The 17788-nt window shown below is 67.9% G+C and carries 12 protein-coding genes; 7 read left to right on the top strand and 5 right to left on the bottom strand.

Annotated features, from left to right (window positions below):
* Nucleotides 1-216 precede the first annotated feature (216 nt).
* A complete protein-coding gene (locus ASC81_RS02620; protein ID WP_056262336.1) occupies nucleotides 217-507 on the top strand; it encodes a co-chaperone GroES in 291 nt (96 codons plus the stop codon).
* Between the two features lie 100 nt (nucleotides 508-607).
* Entirely contained in the window at nucleotides 608-2257 is a 1650-nt protein-coding gene (gene groL, locus ASC81_RS02615) for a chaperonin GroEL (RefSeq protein WP_056262334.1), read from the top strand.
* 197 nt (nucleotides 2258-2454) lie between these two features.
* Here groL and ASC81_RS02610 read toward each other — a convergent pair whose 3' ends face one another.
* On the bottom strand, nucleotides 2455-3285 hold the full coding sequence (locus tag ASC81_RS02610; protein WP_162245850.1) for a MipA/OmpV family protein: 831 nt from the start codon (nucleotides 3283-3285) through the stop codon (nucleotides 2455-2457).
* 26 nt (nucleotides 3286-3311) lie between these two features.
* Nucleotides 3312-5447: a tetratricopeptide repeat protein gene (locus tag ASC81_RS26860; protein WP_056262329.1), complete on the bottom strand. Its 2136-nt coding sequence runs from the start codon at nucleotides 5445-5447 to the stop codon at nucleotides 3312-3314.
* 149 nt (nucleotides 5448-5596) lie between these two features.
* Between ASC81_RS26860 and ASC81_RS02600 the strand changes: the two genes are divergently transcribed.
* Nucleotides 5597-7639: a DUF1631 family protein gene (locus ASC81_RS02600; RefSeq protein WP_056262327.1), complete on the top strand. Its 2043-nt coding sequence runs from the start codon at nucleotides 5597-5599 to the stop codon at nucleotides 7637-7639.
* Nucleotides 7640-7650: 11 nt separating this feature from the next.
* On the opposite strand, the gene yihA is transcribed toward ASC81_RS02600, so the two are convergent.
* Nucleotides 7651-8400 (bottom strand): ribosome biogenesis GTP-binding protein YihA/YsxC, encoded by a 750-nt coding sequence (yihA, locus tag ASC81_RS02595; RefSeq protein WP_082536204.1) that lies wholly within the window; start codon nucleotides 8398-8400, stop codon nucleotides 7651-7653.
* 70 nt (nucleotides 8401-8470) lie between these two features.
* Here yihA and ASC81_RS02590 point away from each other — a divergent pair, with 70 nt between their 5' ends.
* From ASC81_RS02590 to ccsB, 3 genes are all read left to right on the top strand, one after another.
* Nucleotides 8471-9091 carry a cytochrome c gene (locus tag ASC81_RS02590; protein ID WP_056262323.1) on the top strand — a complete coding sequence of 207 codons (621 nt, stop codon included), beginning with the start codon at nucleotides 8471-8473 and terminating at the stop codon, nucleotides 9089-9091.
* A gap of 82 nt (nucleotides 9092-9173) precedes the next feature.
* Complete coding sequence (locus ASC81_RS02585; protein WP_056262322.1) at nucleotides 9174-11246, top strand: cytochrome c biogenesis protein ResB; 2073 nt, start codon at nucleotides 9174-9176, stop codon at nucleotides 11244-11246.
* On the top strand, nucleotides 11243-12592 hold the full coding sequence (gene ccsB / locus ASC81_RS02580; RefSeq protein ID WP_056262319.1) for a c-type cytochrome biogenesis protein CcsB: 1350 nt from the start codon (nucleotides 11243-11245) through the stop codon (nucleotides 12590-12592). Before ASC81_RS02585 ends, ccsB begins: the two co-directional genes overlap by 4 nt.
* Nucleotides 12593-12600: 8 nt before the next feature.
* On the opposite strand, the gene ASC81_RS02575 is transcribed toward ccsB, so the two are convergent.
* Complete coding sequence (locus ASC81_RS02575) at nucleotides 12601-13611, bottom strand: sensor domain-containing diguanylate cyclase (protein WP_056262318.1); 1011 nt, start codon at nucleotides 13609-13611, stop codon at nucleotides 12601-12603.
* A 32-nt stretch (nucleotides 13612-13643) separates the two neighbouring features.
* Complete coding sequence (locus tag ASC81_RS02570) at nucleotides 13644-14114, bottom strand: Lrp/AsnC family transcriptional regulator (protein ID WP_056262315.1); 471 nt, start codon at nucleotides 14112-14114, stop codon at nucleotides 13644-13646.
* A 110-nt stretch (nucleotides 14115-14224) separates the two neighbouring features.
* Between ASC81_RS02570 and ASC81_RS02565 the strand changes: the two genes are divergently transcribed.
* A complete protein-coding gene (locus ASC81_RS02565) occupies nucleotides 14225-17767 on the top strand; it encodes an indolepyruvate ferredoxin oxidoreductase family protein (protein ID WP_056262313.1) in 3543 nt (1180 codons plus the stop codon).
* Nucleotides 17768-17788 lie beyond the last annotated feature (21 nt).

Here is a 17788-nt window from a genome sequence, read left to right as displayed (position 1 = left end):
AACGACCGCCGCGGCGGTCGTTTTTCTTTGTGCCGCGCAGTTGTCGTCGGCCGCATCAGAGGACTTGAATCGCCACATCTCATCCCTATAATCCTCTGCTGCTAGCACTCACCAATCGTGAGTGCTAACGAATCGGGCGGATTTCCGAGCCCAGTTCTTTCGGCAAGTCGAAGCTAGAAGCTGCGACCACCGCGTTACAACCTTGAAGGAGATTCCATGAAGCTGCGCCCCCTGCACGATCGCGTGATCGTTCGCCGTCTGGAGCAAGAAACCAAGACCGCCTCGGGCATCGTCATCCCCGACAACGCCGCCGAGAAGCCCGACCAGGGTGAAGTCCTGGCCGTCGGCCCGGGCAAGCGCAACGACAAGGGTGACTTCGTGGCGCTGAACGTCGTCGTTGGCGACCGCGTGCTGTTCGGCAAGTACTCCGGCCAGACCGTCAAGGTCGACGGCGACGAACTGCTGGTCATGCGCGAGGAAGACCTCTTCGCCGTCGTTCAGAAGTAATGCGTCGAGGGCAGACCGTCACCTACCTGGTGATGCTCTCTCCTCACTGATTCGGACGTCGACACATCGACTCTGACCCCACTAGATTTGGAGAATACAAATGGCAGCAAAAGACGTGATCTTTGGCGGCGAGGCTCGTGCCCGCATGGTTGAAGGCGTGAACATCCTGGCCAACGCGGTCAAGGTGACCCTGGGCCCCAAGGGCCGCAATGTCGTGCTGGAGCGCTCCTTCGGCGCCCCGACCGTGACCAAGGACGGTGTGTCCGTGGCCAAGGAAATCGAGCTGAAGGACAAGCTGCAGAACATGGGCGCGCAGATGGTCAAGGAAGTCGCTTCCAAGACGTCTGACAACGCTGGTGACGGCACCACCACCGCCACGGTCCTGGCCCAGGCCATCGTCCGCGAAGGCATGAAGTACGTGGCCGCCGGCATGAACCCGATGGACCTGAAGCGCGGCATCGACAAGGCAGTCACCGCCCTGGTCGCCCAGCTGAAGGCCGCCTCCAAGGCCACCACCACCTCCAAGGAAATCGCGCAGGTCGGCACGATCTCGGCCAACAGCGACTCCGAAGTCGGCCGCATCATTGCCGAGGCGATGGACAAGGTTGGCAAGGAAGGCGTCATCACCGTTGAAGACGGCAAGAGCCTGGACAGCGAACTGGACGTCGTCGAAGGCATGCAGTTCGACCGCGGCTACCTGTCGCCCTACTTCATCAACAACCCCGAGAAGCAAGCCGCGCTGCTGGACAACCCCTTCGTCCTGCTGTTCGACAAGAAGATCTCGAACATCCGCGACCTGCTGCCCACGCTGGAGCAAGTGGCCAAGGCCGGCCGCCCGCTGCTGATCATTGCCGAAGAAGTCGAAGGCGAAGCCCTGGCAACGCTGGTGGTCAACACCATCCGCGGCATCCTGAAGGTGGTCGCCGTCAAGGCGCCTGGCTTCGGTGACCGCCGCAAGGCCATGCTGGAAGACATCGCCATCCTGACGGGCGGCAAGGTCATCGCCGAAGAAGTCGGCCTGACGCTCGAGAAGGTCACGCTGGCCGACCTGGGCCAGGCCAAGCGCGTCGAAGTGGGCAAGGAAAACACCACCATCATCGACGGCGCCGGTGCTGCTGCCGACATCGAAGCGCGCGTCAAGCAAGTGCGCATCCAGATCGAGGAAGCCACCAGCGACTACGACCGCGAGAAGCTGCAAGAGCGCGTGGCCAAGCTGGCCGGCGGTGTTGCCGTCATCAAGGTCGGCGCTGCCACCGAAGTCGAGATGAAGGAAAAGAAGGCCCGCGTCGAAGACGCGCTGCACGCCACGCGCGCAGCCGTTGAAGAAGGCATCGTGGCCGGTGGCGGCGTCGCGCTGCTGCGCGCCAAGCAAGCCGCTGGCGCCATCAAGGGCGACAACGCTGATCAAGACGCCGGCATCAAGCTGGTCCTGCGCGCCATCGAAGCGCCGCTGCGCGAGATCGTCTACAACGCCGGTGGCGAAGCCTCCGTCGTCGTCAACGCCGTGCTGGCCGGTTCGGGCAACTACGGCTTCAACGCCGCCAACGACACCTATGGCGACATGATCGAAATGGGCATCCTGGACCCGACCAAGGTGACGCGCACTGCCCTGCAGAACGCTGCCTCCGTCGCGTCGCTGATGTTGACGACCGAAGCCATGGTGGCTGAGTCGCCGAAGGAAGAAGCTGCTGGCGGCGGCATGCCTGGCGGCATGGGCGGCATGGGTGGCATGGGCGGTATGGACATGTAATCGGTACGGCATTCGGCTACTGCGCAGGCGCTGGACGGCGCTGCAGTGCTCACCGCACGAGAGTGCGGTTCCGCGCTTCACACCGCCCAGCACCTGCTCGCTACGCCGACTGCCGCACCGACCGGGTCGCTTGGCGACTGTCGTGTCAAACGAAAAGGGGCTGCTCGCGCAGCCCCTTTTCCATTGACGCTTGAAGCTCAATCGTTGGCGCGCGTGGCCGAGCGCTTCAGCGTATAGGCCAGGCCGATGCCGTAGCTGGCGCCCGTCGTCTGCCGCACCAGTGGGCTGGCGCGGTTGGCGGCGTCGGCCACGCTGTCGAGGCGGCCAAAGGCATAGAGCCGGAGGTCCGGTGTGGCATTCATGCTCAGGCTGGCGCCCAATCGCCAGGCGATCAGACCGGCGCGTGCCTCGAAGGCGGGTCGGTCCAGCCGCACGTCGCCCGCGTCAACCTCGTAGAACGTCGCTCCCAACCGCCGGTCACCGAGCACCGCGCCCACGCTGGCGCCATAACCCCACCGGCCCGAGTCGGTGCGTCGCTGGATGCCGACTTCCGGCTCGAAGCTGAAGCCGCGATGCCGGCCCGGGTTGCGGGCCTCAAAGACAGCTCGCAGCGGCAGCTCCACGGTGATGCGGTCACGGGCGCTGCGACCGTTAGGAAACCAGCGCGCCACCGGCCCGGCCTCCAGCAGCGTACCCAGCCGCGCCATGCCTTCGCGCGCGCGCAGCGTCTCGGATCCAGAACTCAGCGACCCGCCGAATGACACGTCCAGCTCGAAACTCTCCGTGCGCACGGCGCGCAACCCGGCGCCATTGCCGTCGGCGCGCAGCAGCTTGCCGCGATAGATCAGGTAGGGCAGCACCAGCGCCCGCCGCGCCTGCTGGTCGGACCCGGGGTAGGCCTGTTGCGAGACGCCGACCGCGCCGACACCCAATTCCCAAAGCGGCAAATCCGGGCGACGCGGCGTGGCGCCGTCGTCGGCGTGGGCCGTGGCGGCAACGAAGCTCACGGCAAGCAGTAGAGGTTTCATGGCGATGCGGTTGAGGTGACGCCGCATCATGCCGTCATCGCTGCCAGCAGGTCGTCAGCGAGGCGATCAGCATCGCAGAGCGGGCTGGTCGCCATGCGCTCACGCAAGCCCGCGCGCAGCGCTGCGAGCCCCACACGATCCTGTGACCGGGCCTGCGCCAGCCGCAGGAAGTCCGCCTCGTCGGTCGCGATCCAGCCCTGTCCCAAGCCCAAGGTCTGCATGAAGCTCAGGCCCTGTCGCGAAATCGGCGCGGGCCCAGGCAGCGTCAGAACCGGCACGCCCATCCACAAGCCGTCCAGCGTCGTCATGCCGCCACCGTGCGGGAAGGGGTCGAGCGCGATGTCGACACGGCCGAAGGCGGCCAGGTAGTCGGCCAGCGGCCCGGGACCCTCCAGCACCAAGCGCGCTGCGTCTCCGGGCCAGCGGGCGATCAACGCGGCGCGCTCGGCCTCGTGCTGCAGGCCGGGCGCCTTCAGCAGCAGCCGGCTGTGGGGCACGGCATCCAGCAACCGCGCCCACAGCGCCAGCACCTCGTCACCCAGCTTGTGCAGCGCGTTGAAGCTGCCAAAGCACAGCTCGCCGTCGCGCTGCGTGACCGCTGGCGCATCAGCCGGCGGCGCGTAGACCGTGAAACTGTTTGGCAGACGCAGCAGCCGCTCGACGAACCCAGCCTCGGCATTCGGCGGCAGCAGCCAGCGGTCGCCGATGAAGCCGTCCATCGCCGCCAACCCCGTGCTCCCGGCGTAGCCCAGCCAGCTGAACTGCCGCGGCGCCGGCCGGCGCGCAAACGCACCCAACCGGTGGCCGCCCGTGTGGCCGCTCAGGTCGATCAGCAAGTCGACACCCTCGGCGGCGATGCGCGATGCCAGCGTCGCATCGTCCCAAGCCGCCACATCCTGCCAGCGCGGCGCGGCGGCGCGCAGTCGCTGCGTCAGCGCGTCGTCGGCGCGGTGGCTGGCGTAGACATGCAGTTCGCAACGCTGCGCCAGTGCCGGCAACCAGGCCTCGGCCAGGCGACCGACCGGATGGCTGCGCAGGTCGGCCGACACCAGGCCGACGCGCAGCGGCCCCGGCGCACGAGCGGGTCGCACGACGGCCGGCGCCTGGACCACTTGCCCAAAGCGCCCCGCTTCATCCTTCAGCGGCCCCGCGTCCTCGGCGTGCGCTTGCCGATAGGCCCTCAACAGCAGGCGGTCACTGCGCGCGGTCAGCAGCGCCGGGTCGGTGTCGATGAGGCGGCTCAGCACGACATCGGCCTCTTCGAGATCGCCCCGCCGCTTCAGCGCCTGCGCCAGATTGCTCAGCGCCTGCGGCGACAAGGGTGTCTCGGCCAAGGCCTGTCGATAGGCGGCAACGGCCTCGATGACGCGGCCGTCCCGCAGCCGGAGCCCGCCCAGATTGCCCAGCACGGCCGCGCGCCGTTCACCGGTCAGCCCCATGGCGAGCGCCGCGCCCAGCACGGCTTCGCCGCGCGATGGCTGCAGCAGCGCCAAGTTGCAGGCCGCCTCCGCATGGCCGGCGTCCAAGGCCAGCACGCGTTCCCACGCTTGGGCTGCCGCGTCAGCAGCCCCGCTCTCGTTCAACAGGTTGCCGAGCATGAACCAGGGCTCCGGGCGTTCTGGCGCCAGGGCGACGGCTTGGCGCAGCCGAGTGATCGCATCGACTGGGCGCCCGGCTGCGGCGAGTGCCGTTGCGGCATGCACATGCAGGCCGGCATCGCGAGGCTGCGCAGCGACGGCTTGTTCGAAGGCCAGCGCGGCGTCCACATGACGCCCGAGCGCCAGCAGCGCCCGTCCGCGGTTGCCCAATGCCGCCACCAGCCCAGGCTGAAAGGCCAGCGCCCGGTCGAAGGCAGCCAGCGCCTCGGCCGGCTCCTGCAGGGCCAGCAGGGCGTTGCCCAGGTTGTTGTGCGCGCCGGCCAGCCGCGGCTGCAGGCGAAGCGCCTGTTCGTAGGACCTGCGCGCCTCGGCCCAGCGGCCTCGGCCCGCCAGCAGGGCGCCCAGATTGGCCGCCAGCTCAGCGTCGGCCGGCCGCAGCGTCATCGCGCGCTCCAACGCTGGCAGCGCGTCCTCGCCGAGCATCTGCTGGGCGACGGACAGGGCTTTCCAGAGTTCGCCGTCCTGCGGCCGCCCAGCGAGCAGGCTGCGCGCCCGCGCGGCCATTTCGGCATGCCGCCCAGCCTGAAAAAGCGTGAAAAGGTCCTGAATTGCGGCGTCTGCCATATGGTTCGGGGGTCGGTAAGAGAGGGCAACACGCCGGAGCGCACCAGGTTGGCGCCGGATAATCGCATCGCCCCGCCCTAACGCCACCCATGCGCTCCAGCCTGCATCCTCACGAACTGCTCGACCACGCGTTGACAGAGGCCGGCCCTCTGGCCCGCGAACTGCTGAACGTCGTGCAGGACGAGCTAGACGCCCAGCCTCAGCACTACCCGCTGCGCGAGGGCTGGCGCAAGGCGCGCGGCCATTTCGCGGCCGATTTTGAAGGCAGGCTGATCGAGATGCTACAGGCCGGCCGCCGCGGCGACGACCCGCTGCACCGCGCATCCTCGCAGCTGGGCGGGCTGGAAAGCCTCAGCCTCGTCGACGAGCATCAGGCGCTGCAGGACGTCGCCATCGCCCATGTCGCGCGCACGTCCGAGGAATTGAGCCGGGCCGAGCTGCACCAGATCGGCAACTTCTTCGCCGCGCTGCGGGGCATCGCGCGGGCCCGCGAACGCGACAACCCGCTGCGCCCCGCCCTCTACGCCCATGCGCTCCACCATGCGTTGGCGTCCAGCCCGCTCGCCGCCCAGGCGCAGTACGAGCTGATGCGCGTCGCGGCCATGCCGCTGGCCCGCGCCTTGCACCGCCTCTACACCGAGGCCTGCGCCACGCTGCGCGATGCCGACATCAGCGACATGGTGGCCTCGCACGGCCACGCCCAGACCGATCCGCTGGCCCATCAACGCCTGGCCGCCGCGCGCGGCGTCAGCACGCGGCCGACAACCCACGGCACGCTGGACGGCCTGCTGCGCCGTGTCGACGTCGTCAACTCGCGGCCTCAAGGCTTGAGCGGTTTCGGCGCGGCCACACAGCGCGACCCGCTGGCGCCGGCGCCCTTCGTGCGCACTACCGGGCCGGACATGCTCAGCCGGCTCTATGACCAGATCCTGGCCGATCCGCGCCTGCTGCCGCCGATGAAGGCCTTGCTCGCGCGGCTCCAGATTGCCGTCGTGCGCCTGGCGCGCAGCGACGCCATGCTGCTGCGCCGCCAGGACCACCCGACCTGGGCGCTGCTGAACCGCGTCGCCGCCCACGGCATGGCCTTCGAGCGCGCCGACGACGACCGCCTCGTCGACTTCGTGCGCTTCATGGACGCCGAGGCGCAGCTGCTCGTTGATGCACCGACGCCCACCGCGGCCTTGTTCCAGCAAGTACTGGCGCGTGTCGATGCGCGCATCGATGCGCAGGCCCGCCAGAGCAGCGAGCGCAATGCGGTCGCGCTGGCGGCGCTGGAACGCGAACATCAGCGCCACGACTGGCGCGAACTACTGCGCGAGCAGATCGACCACCAGATCGCCGATGCGCCGCTGGGCCCGCGCATGCATCGCTTCCTGCAGACGAGCTGGGTCGACGTCATCGTCACGGCCATGGTGCGCCACGGCCGCGATTCGCGCGAGGCGCAGGCGGCCATGGAGATGGTCGATGCCGTGCTCGACAGCCTCACCACGCCGCGCGACCTCGGCGACCGCGATGCCCTGCGCATGCGACTGCCGGTGCTCGTCGAGCGCCTCGTCACCGGCTGCGACAGCATCCAACTGCCCGAAGCCAAGCGTGAGCCGCCGCTGACCGAGCTGGCAGCCCAGCATGCCCGCCTGCTGCGCGGACTGCCCGCCGTCGAGCCGGCCGAGCACCGGCCTCCAAAGCCCAAGACGGCCGCCTCGCCGAGCGCCGCGCCGTCGGCCGACGAGATCGTGCAGCGCCTGATGGAAGAGCGCGATTCCCAGGTGCCGTCGCACTGGCTGAGTGCCGACGTCGACCGCGGCGAGCTGCCCACGGTGCCGGTTCAGCTCTACAACGAACATGACTCGCCCGATGCCCGCGCCGCGCTTCAGCGTTGGATCGACGGCCTGCAGATCGGCCGGTGGTGCCACATGTTCATCCAGGGCAACTGGCACACCGCGCAGGTCGCCTGGATCAGCGAGGGACGTCAGTTCATGCTCTTCGTCGGGCGCGATGCCGACGCGCGCATGCCGCTGACCCGCCGCGCGCTCGAAGCGCTGCTGGCCAACGGCCTGATCACGGCGCTGGAAGACGACAGCGTCGTCCAGCGCGCTGTCGACACGCTGATGAGCGACCTCGACGGCGGCTAGACGCGCTCCGATCAGTCGGCCGGCTGATCGGCCTCCGCCGTCGGCACGGCTTCGGGCAGCCGATGCGCCAGCACCCATTCACGCAGCGCAACGGCCACGTCGCCGACGCCGCTTTTCTTCAGCGCCGAGAACAGCGTCACGGCGACGTCGGAATGCTCGGTCGTCATGCCGGCCAGGAACTCGCTCGTCGCGCGCAGCGCCGCGTCGGCTTCCTTGCGGTTGAGCTTGTCGGACTTGGTCAGCAGCACCAGCAACCGGATCTCGCCCGTCGCGACGCGAGCCGCAACGAACTCCAGCAATTGTTTGTCGAGATCGGTCAGGCCCAGGCGCGAGTCCACCATCAGCACCACGCCAGACAGGCTGCGGCGCACTTCCAGGTAATCGGCCATGACCTTCTGCCAGCGCAGCTTGGCGGCCTTGGCCACGGCCGCGTAGCCGTAGCCCGGCAGGTCGGCGAACAGCGCGTCGGCCGCGTCCTTGGGGCCGAGTTCGAAAAGGTTGATGTGCTGGGTGCGGCCGGGCGTCTTGGAAGCGAAGGCGAGGCGCTTCTGCTGCGCCAGTGTGTTGATGGCGGTGGACTTGCCGGCGTTGGAGCGGCCGACGAAGGCAATCTCAGGCAGGTCGGTGGCCGGCAGGTGCACGAGCTGGCTGGCGGTGGTCAGGAAGCGCGCTGTGTGCGTCCAGCCCAGGGCCAGCTTCTCGGTGACGATCTCGGGCGTGTTGTCGGTGATGGCTTCAGCCTCGGGAATGGGTTCGGTCATGGCTAGGTCGGAGGCTGTGATTCAGCATTGTAAAATTCTCGGGTTGCGCCCTTTGAGACCGAATAAATCCATGAAGACTGTCGCCTTCCTCCTGTCGAGTCTGTTGCTGGCCGCCACGGCCCAGGCTGCGAACGAGCCCGCCGCCATGGCCAAGCCCGACCTCGCCAAGGGCGGCGCCATCTCCACCCAGGTCTGCGCGGCCTGCCACACGGCCGATGGCACGCGCGGCAGCCCCGCCAACCCCATCATCGCCGGCCAGCACGCCGAGTACCTGGTCAAGCAGTTGGTCGAGTTCAAGACCGGCAAGCGCAAGAACCCCATCATGCAGGGCATGGCGGCACCGCTGTCGGAAGAGGACATCCGCAATGTGTCGGCCTTCTACGCGGCCAAGACCGCCAAGCCGGGTTTTGCCAAGAACAAGGACAGCGTCGCCCTGGGCGAGAAGATCTACCGCGGCGGCATCGCCGACCGGCAGGTGCCGGCCTGTGCAGGCTGCCATGCGCCCAACGGCGCCGGCATGCCGGCCCAGTACCCGCGCCTGGGCGGCCAGCATGGCGACTATGTGGAGGCGCAGATGACGGCCTTCCGCAGTGGCGCGCGCGCCAACAACCCGGTGATGACGACCGTCGCCTCCAAGATGAACGACAAGGAAATCAAGGCCGTTTCCGACTACATCGCCGGCCTGCGCTGAACCTCGCGACCGCCTCGCGGAACGAAGGCCGGTGTTCCGCACCGGCCTTTTTTTCTGGGCCCGCTACCCGCCACCGCGTTTGATGTCCTCCACCACCTCCCACCCCCCCATCGCCCGCGAACTGCTGGACCTGCTGTCGTCCATGCGCTTCGCGATCACGCTGCTCAGCGTGATCTGCATCGCCTCGGTCATCGGCACCGTGCTGCGCCAGAGCGAGCCGATGGGCAACTACATCAACCAGTTCGGCCCGTTCTGGGCCGAGGTGTTCGGGCGCGTCGGCCTGTACACCGTCTACAGCGCGCCCTGGTTCCTCGCCATCCTCGCCTTCCTGGTGCTGTCGACCAGCCTGTGCATCGCCCGCAATGCACCCAAGATCCTGGTCGACCTGCGCAGCTACAAGGAAGGCGTGCGCGAGCAGTCGCTGCAGGCCCACCATCACAAGGCCATCGGCGAGGTGCACAGCAACCCGCCGATGGCGCTGGCCGAGATCGGTGCGACGCTGACCCAGTTCGGCTGGAAGGCCCGCGTCCAGCAGCGCGACCACGGCACCATGATCGCGGCGCGACGCGGCGCGGCCAACAAGATCGGCTACCTCGCGGCCCATTCGTCCATCGTGCTCATCCTGATCGGCGGCGTGCTGGATGGCAACGCCATGGTGCAGCTGGCAATGTGGCTGCAGGACAAGCAGCTCTACACCGGCTCGGGTTTCGTCGCCGAGATCAAGCCGGAGCACCGGCTGTCCACCGCCAACCCGAGCTTCCGCGGCAATGTCTCGGTGACCGAGCAACAGCGCCAGGGCATCGCCGTGCTCAGCCTGCCCAGCGGCGTCGTGCTGCAGGACCTGCCCTTCGACATCGAACTCAAGAAGTTCAACGTCGACTACTACTCCACCGGCATGCCCAAGAGCTTTGCCAGCGACATCGTCATCCATGACGGCGACGAGCGGCGCGAGGCCACCGTCAAGGTCAACGAGCCGGTCATCCACAAGGGCCTGGCCATCTACCAGAGCAGCTTCGAGGACGGCGGTTCCAAACTCAAGCTGCAGGTGCTGCCGCTCACGGGCGGCAAGCCCGGCCCCATCGAGGGCCGCGTCGGCAGCAAGATGGCATTCGGCGACCAGACGCTGGAGCTCGACGGGTTGCGCGTCATCAACGTCGAGAACCTGGCCGGCGACAGCGCCAACCCCAGCGGCGTCGACGTGCGCAAGGTCGACCTCGGCGAACGCCTGAGCAAGCACCTCGGCAGCGGTGCCAAGGGCGACACGACCAAGACACTGCACAACGTCGGACCCAGCTTCAGCTACAAGCTGCGCGACGCCGCCGGCCAGGCGCGTGAATACAGCAACTACATGCTGCCGGTCGAGCTCGACGGCCAGAAGCTCTTCCTCGCCGGCATGCGCGACACGCCGGCCGAGAACTTCCGCTATCTGCGCATGCCGGCCGATGAGAACGGCGACCTGACCGGCTGGCTGCGCCTGCGCCAGGCGCTGGCCGAGCCGGCCCTGCGCGACGCCGCCGCGCGCCGCTACGCCGTGTCGGCCACGCCACCCAATCAGCCCCAGCTGACGCCGCAGCTGCAGCTCACCGCCCAGCGCGCACTGACGCTTTTCTCCGGCGCCGCCGCCCAGCCTGGCGACGAGGTGAAGGGCGGCCTGCCCGCGCTGTCGCAGTTCATCGAACGCGACGTGCCCGAGGCCGACCGCCAGCGCGTCTCCGAGGTGCTGCTGCGCATCCTCAACGGCAGCCTGTTCGAGCTGAACCAGCTCGCTCGCGAACGCGCCAGCCTCAAGCCGGCCACGGCCGACACCACCACGCAGGCCTTCATGACGCAGGCGGTGCTGTCGCTGTCCGACAGCCTCTACTACCCAGCGCCCATGCTGCTGCAACTGCAGGACTTCGAGCAGGTGCAGGCCAGCGTCTTCCAGATCGCGCGCGCACCCGGCCAGAAGCTGGTCTACCTGGGTGCCATCCTGCTCATCATTGGCGTTTTCGCGATGCTCTACATCAAGGAGCGGCGGCTGTGGGTCTGGATCGCGCCCAGTGCCGACCCGGGCAGCTCGCATATCCGTATGGCCATGTCGAGCACGCGTGAATCGCCCGACAACGCTACGCTCTTCGCCCAGATCAAGGCTGCTGTCTTGAAGGACTCCGCATGAATACCACCACCTTCGACCTGCCGCGCCGCCATGCGCTGCAGCGCCGCGACGTCTTCGACTGGCTGTTCGCCGCCCTGGTGCTGCTTGGTGGCGGCTATGCCTTCAGCCGCTACAACGGCAGCATGGACGTCTACGAGCAGGGCATCCTGCTGTTCGCCCTGCCCTCGCTGATCGCGCTGGGCTGGTTCTGGAAACCGCTGCGCGCGCTGAGCCTGGCGGTCGGTGCCGCCACGCTGCTGGCCATCGCGCTGTACGCCAGGCAGACCGACGGCTTCGGTGCCGACCTCGCCGCGGGCGAGCAGGTGTTCTTCCTGAAATACATGCTGTCCAGCCAGAGCGCCATCCTGTGGATGAGCCTGCTCTTCACGATGAGCATGCTCTTCTACTGGGGCGGCTTCTTCACGCGCGCCGGCAACAGCAGCGCCGCCGAGGCCATCGGCTCCAAGCTGGCCTGGGGCGGCGTCTTCATGGCCCTGGTCGGCACCCTCGTGCGCTGGTACGAGAGCCACCAGATCGGCGCCGACATCGGCCACATCCCCGTCAGCAACCTCTACGAAGTCTTCGTGCTGTTCTGCTGGATGACGACGCTGTTCTATCTCTACTACGAGCAGCGCTTTGCGACGCGTGCGCTGGGCGCCTATGTGATGCTCGTCGTCAGCGCGGCGGTCGCCTTCCTGCTCTGGTACACGCTGGAGCGTGGCGCGCAGGAGATCCAGCCGCTGGTGCCGGCCCTGCAGAGCTGGTGGATGAAGATCCACGTGCCTGCCAACTTTGTCGGCTACGGCGCGTTCGCGCTGGCGGCCATGGTGGCCCTGGCCTATCTGCTGAAGACGGCGACGACGCGCGCCCTCGTCATCGGCCTGATCGCCATGCCGATCGCCATCGTCGCGCTGATCCTGGCGGTGCGCTTCGGCGCGACGCTGGAGGCCGCCACCATCACCGGCATGGACGGCTGGGCGCGCAAGATCGCCGGCGTCGCCGTGTTCCTGGGGCTGGCCGTCGCACTGCGAGGCCGGCTGAGTGCGCGCCTGCCCGAGCTGCCCCAGCTCGACGACCTCATGTACAAGGCCATCGCGCTGGGCTTTGCCTTCTTCACCATCGCCACCATCCTGGGCGCCTTCTGGGCGGCAGAGGCCTGGGGCGGCTACTGGAGCTGGGACCCCAAGGAAACCTGGGCGTTGATCGTCTGGCTGAACTACGCGGCCTGGCTGCACATGCGGCTGATGAAGGGTTTGCGCGGTGCCGTGTCGGCCTGGTGGGCGCTGGTGGGGCTGCTGGTGACGACCTTCGCCTTTCTGGGCGTCAACATGTTCCTCTCAGGGCTGCACAGCTACGGCGAGCTCTGAGCGCTGTCTCAGCCCTGCTGACGGCGCAACAGCTTGACGCGGTACATCGCCGCATCGGAATCGCGCAGCACCTGCTCGGCGCTGCATTGATGCGGGTCAAGGCAGGCCACGCCGACGCTGGCACCGGCGTAGTCGATGCTGACCGCCGCCGCGGCATAGCGGCCCACGGTGGCCGCGGCCAGCCTGTCCTGCAGCAGCCGCGCCGCGGCCATGCCGTCGGCGCCCAGCGTGGGGCCCAGGCCGATGACGACGAACTCGTCGCCACCCATGCGCGCCAGCACGTCACCGCCGCGCAGCGCCGTGTTCAGACGCGCGGCAATGCCGCACAGGAATTCATCGCCGGCGTCATGGCCATGGCTGTCGTTGACCTGCTTGAAGCCGTCCAGGTCGATGGCGCCGGCCAGCAACCAGCTGCCGGTGCGCTGGGCCAGTGACTTGAGGCGTGCCAGCTCCTGCATCAACGCGCGCCGGTTGGGCAGGCCGGTCAGCGGGTCGGTCAGGGCCTGCGTGAGCAGCTCGGCGTTGACATGCTGCAGCTTCTCGACGAGGCGCTCACGCGTCACGTGTTGTTCGATGAGGCGGGCAAACAAGCGCAGCGCATGTTCGGCCGTGTCGCTCAAGGGGCGGCGCTGGGAGCTGGCTGCGCACAGCGTGCCATACAGGCCGCCGTCGTCGGTGCGCACCGGCGTGCTGACATAGGTCTGAATGCCCAGATCGCGTGCCGCGCCGGAGTCGCCCCAGATGCCGGCGACGTCGTCGGTGAAGGGCCGGCCTTCATCAAGCGCGCGCTTGCACAGCGTGTCGCCCCAGGGCACGGACAGGCCCTCCGGGATCTGCAGGTCGCGCGAGTTGCGCGCATAGACGACGTGCTGCAGGCCCTCGGCCACATCGATGGTCGTCAGATAGGTCGACTCCAGGCCCGTGACGGCCTCCAGCATCTCCAGCAGCGGCCGGGTCAGTTCTTCCAGCGTGCGGGCCCGTGAGACCGATTCGGAGAGCTGGGCGAAGAAGGAGTCCATGTCTTGGGTCGTTAGCGTTGCCGCCGCCAAGGTTAGCCGACTGGCAGCGCGGTTTCGTACTTGACCTCGCGCAGCACGACGTTGCTGCGCACGCTGGAGACGCCGGGCAGCTTGAAGATGTGCTGCTGCAGGAAAAGGTCGTAAGCCTTCATGTCGGCCGCCACCACCTTGATGACGTAGTCGGCCTCACCCGTGATGGCATGGCATTCGATGATCTCGCGCCGGCTGCCGATGAGGCGCTCGAACTGGTCCACCGCGCCCTCGCTGTGCCGCACCAGGCTGACATGGGCGAGCACGAGGATGGACAGGCCGACCTTCTCGCGGTCCACCAGCACGACCTGGCTGCGGATGACGCCGCGATCCTCCAGCTCCTTGACGCGGCGCCACACCGGCGTGGCGGACAGGCCGACCTTCTCGGCCAGGGCCTGCACCGACAGCCGCGCGTCCGTCTGCAGTGCTTCGAGGATCTGCAGGCTGGCGCGGTCGAACTCGTTCGTTTCCATAATTCCTTCAGTTGGAGAAGAATCATCTCATTGACCCGGCATTCGACCGGCATTGAGGCAAGTTCCTCCGCGCCCTAGGCGGAAGAATTTCTCCCTCTTCTGGAGCCCCGATGTCCGCCACTGCCACGCCCAGCCTGCGCCCCTACCAGCTCAGCGACAACCTCGCCGCAACGACCGGCGCGGTCTTCCTGACCGGCACCCAGGCCCTCGTGCGCCTGCTGCTCGCGCAGAAGGTACAGGACGAGCGTGCCGGGCTGAAGACGGCCGGCTTCGTCAGCGGCTACCGCGGCTCGCCGCTGGGCATGGTGGACCAGCAGTTGTGGAAGGCCAAGAAGTTCCTGGCCGCCGCCCACGTCGAGTTCCTGCCTGCCATCAACGAGGACCTGGCCGCCACCGCCTGCCTGGGCGTGCAGCGCGTCGGGCTTGACCCGCAGCGCACGGTCGATGGCGTGTTTGCGATGTGGTACGGCAAGGGCCCGGGAGTGGACCGCTCCGGCGACGCGCTCAAGCACGGCAACGTCTATGGCACGAGCACGCTGGGCGGCGTGCTGGTCGTCTGCGGCGACGACCACGGCTGCGTGTCCAGCAGCACGCCGCACCAGAGCGACCAGGCGCTGCAGGCCTGGAGCATGCCGCTGGTGCATCCGGCCAACGTGGCCGAATACCTGGAGTTCGGCCTCTATGGCTGGGCGCTGTCCCGCTTCTCGGGCGCCTGGGTCGGGTTCAAGGCGATCTCCGAAGTCGTCGAGAGCGGCATGACGGTCGACCTGGACGCGGTGGCGCTGGACTTCGAGCACCCGGTCGACTTCGTGGCGCCGACCGACCTGCACATCCGCTCGGTGGACCTGCCGTCACTCGAACTGGAATCACGACTGGCGCACAAGCTCGACGCGGTGCGCGCCTTCGCCAAGGTCAACAGCATCGACAAGCACATCGTCACCAGCCCCGCCGCCACGCTCGGCATCGTGACGGTCGGCAAGGCGCACTACGACTTCATGGAAGTGCTGCGCCGGCTCGACCTGGACCCGAACGCGCTGGCCGCGGCCGGCGTGCGTGTCTACAAGGTGGGTCTGGTGTTCCCGCTGGAGCCGACGCGCATCGTCGAGTTCTGCAGCAACCTGACCGACGTGCTGGTCATCGAGGAGAAGGGCCCGGTCGTCGAGCGGCAGATCAAGGAGCTGCTCTACCACCTGCCCGACTTCCAACGCCCGCGCGTTGTCGGCAAGACCGATGAGAAAGGCGCTGCCGTGCTGAGCGCCCTCGGCGAGCTGCGCCCTAGCCGCATCATGGGCACGGTGGCCGACTGGCTGGCGCGTCTCAACCCCGCGCTGGACCGCCGCCATCTCGTCGTTGACTTCCTGACGCCCTGCCTGCTGAGCAACGCCGCCGACGGCGTGCGCCGCCAGCCGTATTTCTGCTCGGGCTGCCCGCACAACACGTCGACGAAATTGCCCGAAGGCTCGCGCGCGCTGGCCGGCATCGGCTGCCACTTCATGGCGAGCTGGATGGAGCGTGGCACGTCCGGCCTCATCCAGATGGGCGCCGAAGGCGTGGACTGGGCGGCGCAGTCGCGCTTCACAAAGGAGAAGCACGTCTTCCAGAACCTGGGCGACGGCACCTACTACCACTCGGGCTACCTCGCCATCCGCCAGGCCATCGCGGCCCGGACCAACATCACTTACAAGATCCTCTACAACGACGCCGTCGCGATGACCGGCGGCCAGCCCGTGGACGGCCAGACCAGCGTGCCGCAGATTGCGCGGCAGGTGGAGGCCGAGGGCGTACGGCGGCTTTGCGTCGTGTCCGACGAGATCGACAAGTACGACGGCCATCACGGCCAGTTCCCCGCCGGCACCACCTTCCACGACCGCAGCGAGATGGATGCCGTGCAGCGCGAGCTTCGAGAAATAGAAGGCGTCACGGCGTTGATCTACGACCAGACCTGCGCCGCGGAGAAGCGTCGCCGCCGCAAGAAGAAGGAGTTCGCCGACCCGCCCAAGCGCATCTTCATCAACGAGGCGGTCTGCGAAGGCTGCGGTGACTGCGGCGTGGCCAGCAACTGCCTGAGCGTCGTGCCAGTCGAGACCGACTGGGGCCGCAAGCGCGCCATCGAGCAGTCCAGCTGCAACAAGGACTTCTCCTGCGTGAACGGCTTCTGCCCGAGCTTCGTGTCGGTGCACGAACCCGTGTTGAAGAAGAAGGCTGGCGCCAGCTACACGGCGCAGGACCTGGCGCGCGAGCTGGCCGCCATCACGCCCCCGGCGACGTGGCAGTGGACGGGCCCATTCGACCTGCTGGTCACCGGTGTCGGCGGCACCGGCGTCGTCACGGTCGGCGCGCTCGTCACGATGGCCGCGCATCTGGAAGGCAAGCAGGCCTCGGTGCTGGACTTCATGGGTTTTGCACAAAAGGGCGGCGCGGTGCTGAGCTTCGTGCGCGTGGCGCCGACGCTGGACCTGCTCAACCAGGTGCGCATCGACACGCAGCAGGCCGACGTGCTGCTGGCCTGCGACATGGTGGTGGGCGCATCGCCCGATGCACTGGGCACGGTGAAGGCCGGCCGTACCGTCATCCTGGCCAACACGCACGAGCTGCCGACCGCCGGCTTCGTGCGCAACCCGGATGCGTCACTGCAGGGCGACTCGCTGCTGGCCAAGATGAAGTTCGCTGTCGGCGAGCAGGGTGCGCTGGAAACCGTGGATGCGCAGGACATTGCCAAGCAACTGATGGGCGACACCTTGCCCAGCAACATCATCATGCTGGGCGCCTGCTGGCAGCGTGGTCTCATCCCCGTCAGCGAGGCCGCGTTGATGCGCGCCATCGAACTCAACGGTGTGGCGGCCGAGGCCAACAAGACCGCTTTCGCGCTCGGCCGCCTGGCCATCGCCGCGCCCGACGCCATTGCACGCCTGGCTGGCGACGTCAACGTCGTCAAGCTTTTCAACTTCGACCAGCTCGACGGGCCTGACGGCCTGATCGAGCGGCGCGTCAAATTCCTGACCGACTATCAAGACGCGGCCTATGCCCAGCGCTACCGGACGCTGGTCGACCGCGTGCGCGCGGCAGAGTCCAAGCTCGGCAAGGGCCAGCGCCTGACCCAGGCCGTGGCGCGCTACTACGCCAAGCTGCTGGCCATCAAGGACGAGTACGAAGTGGCGCGCCTGTACACCGATGGCCGCTTCGAGAAGGCGATGAAGGACCAGTTCGAGAACTGGGAGCGCCTGAGCTTCCACCTCGCACCGCCGCTGATCTCCAGGCCCGGTGCCGATGGCCGCGCGAAGAAGATCGAGCTGGGCTCGTGGACCTTCACCGCCTTCAAGTGGCTGGCGAAGTTGAAGGGCCTGCGCGGAACGGCGCTCGACCTCTTCGGCAAGACCGAGGAGCGCCGCATGGAGCGGCAGCTGATCGCTGACTACGAGGCGTTGATCGACGAGATCCTGGCCTCGCTGACGGCCGACAAGCTCAACGCCGCCGTCGACCTCGCCCGCCTGCCCGAGAAGATCCGCGGCTACGGCCATGTGAAGCACGCCAACGTCGTCGCGGTGAAGCAGCAGTGGCAGACGCTGCTGGACCGCTTCCACGGCCGCGCGGTCGAGGTGGCTGCGCAGCCGGTGGCGATGCCGGTCCGGGTCAAGGGTGTGGCGGAGCTGTGATCGCCCAGCAGGTTCGTTCCT

Source organism: Pelomonas sp. Root405, from assembly GCF_001425165.1.
Lineage (GTDB): Bacteria > Pseudomonadota > Gammaproteobacteria > Burkholderiales > Burkholderiaceae_C > Pelomonas.
The sequence above is the reverse complement of the archived record's forward strand: the minus strand, read 5'-3'. Positions and strand labels throughout refer to the sequence as shown.